Source organism: Mycobacterium sp., from assembly GCF_050701515.1.
Taxonomy (GTDB): domain Bacteria; phylum Actinomycetota; class Actinomycetes; order Mycobacteriales; family Mycobacteriaceae; genus Mycobacterium.
This window is the reverse complement of the sequence record NZ_JBOGDB010000180.1, coordinates 1-4128: the sequence shown is the minus strand read 5'-3', so window position 1 is coordinate 4128 and position 4128 is coordinate 1. Positions and strand designations below refer to the sequence as shown.

Here is a 4128-nt window from a genome sequence, read left to right as displayed (position 1 = left end):
CCGTAAGACCCGGCCTAGCCGGGCTGGTGGCCGTGAAGCGCGGAAGGGAGGCAGCCGCAAGGCCGCCGAACAACCCCGAGACGGGGTGCAAGTCGCGTGACCACTAAAGATCACTCACTTGCAACGGGACCTGACGTCGGCGTTCGGCGATTTTGGGCGGTGTCGCCGAGCAGGTAGTATTGACCAACGGTGCGGCATCGCGCCGGCTCTTGCGTGCCCCTGTTCTGGAATTTCTAGCTACCGGCTCACGTTTTGAAGTCGGAGTAGTGCCGTGCCGACAGGCGCCAACGATCTAGACGGACACGGAGGACCTCCGAAAACTAATGGCCAAGAAAGACGGTGCCATCGAGGTCGAGGGTCGCGTGGTCGAGCCCCTGCCCAATGCGATGTTCTGCATTGAGCTGGAGAACGGTCACAAGGTTCTCGCCCACATCAGCGGCAAGATGCGGCAGCACTACATCCGCATCCTGCCCGAGGACCGGGTGGTGGTGGAGCTCTCTCCCTACGACCTGTCCCGGGGCCGCATCGTTTATCGGTACAAGTAAGACGACCAACCAAGAACAGGATCGACGACCGCCGTGAAGGTGAACCCGAGCGTCAAGCCCATTTGCGATAAGTGCAGGGTGATCCGTCGGCATGGGCGGGTCATGGTGATCTGCTCCGATCCGCGTCACAAGCAGCGACAAGGCTAGCGACGAGCGCTTGCGCGTGGAGCAGACAGCCGAGTAGGGCTTCCTCCAGCCTTCCCACAACTGAATGACGAAATCCCAGTACCAGTGAGCGGATAGGCCGCTTATCCACGTCCGGCACGGAGGCCGGACCCCATGAGACGGGGAACGGACTGGGATCAGACCTCCGCCTAGAAGAAGGAATACTGCCTGATGGCACGGCTCGTGGGCGTCGACCTCCCGCGCGACAAGCGCATGGAGATCGCGCTGACCTACATCTACGGCGTCGGCCGTACCCGCTCCCAGGAAATCCTGGAGGCCACCGGCATCGACCGGAACCTGCGCACCAAGGACCTGACCGACGATCAGGTGACTCATCTGCGCGACTACATCGAAGGCAACCTCAAGGTGGAGGGCGATCTGCGCCGCGAGGTGCAGGCCGACATCCGCCGCAAGATCGAGATCGGCTGCTACCAGGGCATACGGCACCGCCGCGGCATGCCGGTGCGCGGCCAGCGGACCAAGACCAATGCGCGTACCCGCAAGGGCCCGAAGCGCACCATCGCCGGCAAGAAGAAGGCCAAGTAATGCCACCCGCAAAAAAGGGCGCCGCCGCCCCCAAGAAGGGCACCAAGACCCGTCGCCGGGAAAAGAAGAATGTCCCGCACGGCGCAGCGCACATCAAGAGCACGTTCAACAACACGATCGTGACGATCACCGATCCGGTGGGCAACGTCATCGCCTGGGCGTCGTCTGGCCATGTCGGCTTCAAGGGGTCGCGTAAGTCGACGCCGTTCGCCGCGCAGCTGGCCGCCGAGAACGCCGCCCGCAAGGCGCAGGAGCACGGTGTCCGCAAGGTCGACGTGTTCGTCAAGGGCCCGGGTTCGGGCCGCGAGACAGCCATCCGGTCGCTGCAGGCGGCCGGCCTGGAGGTCGGCGCGATTTCCGACGTCACCCCGCAGCCGCACAACGGCTGCCGTCCGCCCAAGCGGCGCCGGGTCTAGGAGGTACTCATGGCTCGTTACACCGGACCCGCAACCCGCAAGTCGCGCCGGTTTGGCACCGACCTCGTCGGTGGCGACCAGGCCTTCGAGAAGCGGCCCTACCCGCCCGGCCAGCACGGCCGCGCGCGGATCAAGGAAAGCGAATACCGCCAGCAGCTGCAGGAAAAGCAGAAGGCCCGCTTCACCTACGGCGTGATGGAGAAGCAGTTCCGCCGCTATTACGAAGAGGCGAACCGCAGTGCCGGCAAGACCGGCGAGGCCCTGCTGCAAATCCTGGAGACCCGGCTGGACAACGTGGTGTACCGCGCCGGCCTGGCGCGCACCCGGCGGATGGCGCGTCAGCTGGTCAGCCACGGCCACTTCACCGTCAACGGTGTCAAGGTCGACATCCCGAGCTACCGGGTGTCGCAGTACGACATCATCGACGTGAAGGACAAGTCGCTGAACACGCTGCCGTTCCAGATCTCTCGTGAGACCGCGGGTGATCGGCCCATCCCGGCTTGGCTGCAGGTGGTGGGGGAGCGCCAGCGCATCCTGGTTCACCAGCTGCCCGAGCGGGCGCAGATCGACGTCCCGCTGGCCGAGCAGCTGATCGTCGAGTTCTACTCGAAGTAAAGACTTCCCAGGCCGTCCCGATGGCGGCTTGGGGTCCCCAGCGCAGCTGGGGGGAAACGTGGCATCAAATAGCGGTTGCCGCGAAGGAGGAAAGAAACACCATGCTGATTTCTCAGCGTCCCACACTGTCCGAAGAGGTCGTTGCCGAGGATCGCTCCCAGTTCGTCATCGAGCCGTTGGAGCCCGGATTCGGTTACACCCTTGGCAATTCGCTTCGGCGCACGCTGCTGTCGTCGATTCCCGGCGCAGCGGTCACCAGCATTCGCATCGACGGCGTGCTGCACGAGTTCACCACGGTCCCAGGCGTCAAGGAAGACGTCACCGACATCATCCTGAACCTTAAGGGTCTGGTCGTCTCCTCGGAGGAGGACGAGCCGGTCACCATGTACCTGCGCAAGCAGGGCCCCGGTGCGGTCACCGCGGGCGACATCGTGCCGCCGGCCGGTGTGACGGTGCACAACCCCGACATGCACATCGCCACCCTGAACGACAAGGGCAAGCTGGAGGTCGAGCTCGTCGTCGAGCGCGGCCGCGGCTACGTCCCCGCCGTGCAGAACAAGGCGTCGGGCGCCGAGATCGGCCGCATCCCGGTCGACTCCATCTACTCGCCGGTGCTGAAGGTCACCTACAAGGTGGAGGCCACCCGTGTCGAGCAGCGCACCGACTTCGACAAGCTGATCCTGGACGTCGAGACCAAGAGCTCGATCAACGCGCGCGACGCGTTGGCGTCGGCGGGCAAGACGCTGGTCGAGTTGTTCGGTCTGGCACGCGAACTCAACATCGAGGCCGAGGGCACCGAGATCGGTCCGTCGCCGGCCGAGGCCGACCACATCGCGTCGTTCGCACTGCCCATCGACGACCTGGACCTCACCGTGCGGTCGTACAACTGCCTCAAGCGCGAAGGTGTGCACACGGTGGGCGAGCTCGTTGCCCGCACGGAGTCGGATCTGTTGGACATCCGCAACTTCGGCCAGAAGTCCATCGACGAGGTGAAGATCAAGCTGCACCAGCTCGGCCTGTCGCTGAAGGACAGCCCGGCCACGTTTGATCCGTCCGAGGTCGCCGGCTACGACGTCGCCACCGGCACGTGGAACAGCGACGCCGGCTACGAGCTGGACAACGATCAGGACTACGCCGAAACCGAACAGCTCTAAGCAACGGGTTCATAACTCTTCAGAACATTAGGAGTCACCAATGCCCAAGCCCACCAAGGGCCGTCGCCTCGGCGGGTCGTCCTCGCACCAGAAGGCGATGCTGGCCAACCTGGCCACGTCGTTATTCGAGCATGGCCGGATCAAGACCACCGAGCCCAAGGCGAGGGCGCTGCGGCCGTACGCGGAGAAGCTGATCACGCACGCCAAGAAGGGCACGCTGCACAACCGGCGTGAGGTGCTGAAGAAGCTGCGCGACAAGGATGTGGTGCACACCCTGTTCGCCGAGATCGGGCCGTTCTACTCCGACCGCAACGGCGGCTATACCCGCATCATCAAGGTGGAGGCGCGCCAGGGCGACAATGCCCCGATGGCCGTCATCGAGCTGGTGCGGGAGAAGACGGTGACTTCCGAGGCCAATCGGGCCCGCCGGAGCAGCTCCGGCGGCGACATCGGGTCCAGCACCGCGGCGAGCAAGAAAGCCGCGCCCGTTGCGGCCGCGGCGGCTCCACAAGCGGCCGTCGAGCCGGAGGCCACCGTGGGCCCCGAGGTGGAGGCTCCGGGCGAAGACGCTGTGGCGGAAGAGGCACCTGCCGAAGAGCAGGCCGACGTTTCCGATGAGGATGCCGACAAGTCCTAGTGGCATGACCGCGAGTCGTCTTCGGCTCGATATCGCCTACGACGGAACCG

General features: G+C 64.9%; 8 protein-coding genes. All 8 read left to right on the top strand.

Going from position 1 to position 4128, the window contains the following annotated elements; translation table 11 throughout:
* Positions 1-100 (top strand): hypothetical protein (locus ACRDU5_RS15075; protein WP_526614207.1); only part of this gene is annotated, 100 nt, incomplete at its 5' end.
* A gap of 223 nt (positions 101-323) precedes the next feature.
* A complete protein-coding gene (infA, locus tag ACRDU5_RS15070) occupies positions 324-545 on the top strand; it encodes a translation initiation factor IF-1 (RefSeq protein ID WP_526615402.1) in 222 nt (73 codons plus the stop codon).
* A 33-nt stretch (positions 546-578) separates the two neighbouring features.
* The gene (gene rpmJ / locus ACRDU5_RS15065; protein ID WP_003879483.1) at positions 579-692 is read left to right on the top strand and encodes a 50S ribosomal protein L36; all 114 of its coding nucleotides are present in this window, start codon (positions 579-581) and stop codon (positions 690-692) included.
* Positions 693-881: 189 nt separating this feature from the next.
* A complete protein-coding gene (gene rpsM, locus ACRDU5_RS15060) occupies positions 882-1256 on the top strand; it encodes a 30S ribosomal protein S13 (protein WP_526615401.1) in 375 nt (124 codons plus the stop codon).
* Entirely contained in the window at positions 1256-1672 is a 417-nt protein-coding gene (gene rpsK, locus ACRDU5_RS15055; protein ID WP_526615400.1) for a 30S ribosomal protein S11, read from the top strand. The genes rpsM and rpsK overlap by 1 nt, the downstream gene beginning before the upstream one ends.
* A gap of 9 nt (positions 1673-1681) precedes the next feature.
* Entirely contained in the window at positions 1682-2287 is a 606-nt protein-coding gene (rpsD, locus tag ACRDU5_RS15050; protein ID WP_526615399.1) for a 30S ribosomal protein S4, read from the top strand.
* A gap of 101 nt (positions 2288-2388) precedes the next feature.
* The gene (locus ACRDU5_RS15045) at positions 2389-3441 is read left to right on the top strand and encodes a DNA-directed RNA polymerase subunit alpha (protein ID WP_526615398.1); all 1053 of its coding nucleotides are present in this window, start codon (positions 2389-2391) and stop codon (positions 3439-3441) included.
* Between the two features lie 40 nt (positions 3442-3481).
* Positions 3482-4078 (top strand): 50S ribosomal protein L17, encoded by a 597-nt coding sequence (rplQ, locus tag ACRDU5_RS15040; RefSeq protein ID WP_526615397.1) that lies wholly within the window; start codon positions 3482-3484, stop codon positions 4076-4078.
* The last annotated feature ends 50 nt before the right edge of the window (positions 4079-4128 follow it).

Coding starts and splice junctions, on each gene's coding strand:
- rpsM (WP_526615401.1), top strand. CDS start 882: ATGGCACGGCTCGTGGGCGTCGACCTCCCGCGCGACAAGCGCATGGAG.
- rpsK (WP_526615400.1), top strand. CDS start 1,256: ATGCCACCCGCAAAAAAGGGCGCCGCCGCCCCCAAGAAGGGCACCAAG.
- rpsD (WP_526615399.1), top strand. CDS start 1,682: ATGGCTCGTTACACCGGACCCGCAACCCGCAAGTCGCGCCGGTTTGGC.
- ACRDU5_RS15045 (WP_526615398.1), top strand. CDS start 2,389: ATGCTGATTTCTCAGCGTCCCACACTGTCCGAAGAGGTCGTTGCCGAG.
- infA (WP_526615402.1), top strand. CDS start 324: ATGGCCAAGAAAGACGGTGCCATCGAGGTCGAGGGTCGCGTGGTCGAG.
- rplQ (WP_526615397.1), top strand. CDS start 3,482: ATGCCCAAGCCCACCAAGGGCCGTCGCCTCGGCGGGTCGTCCTCGCAC.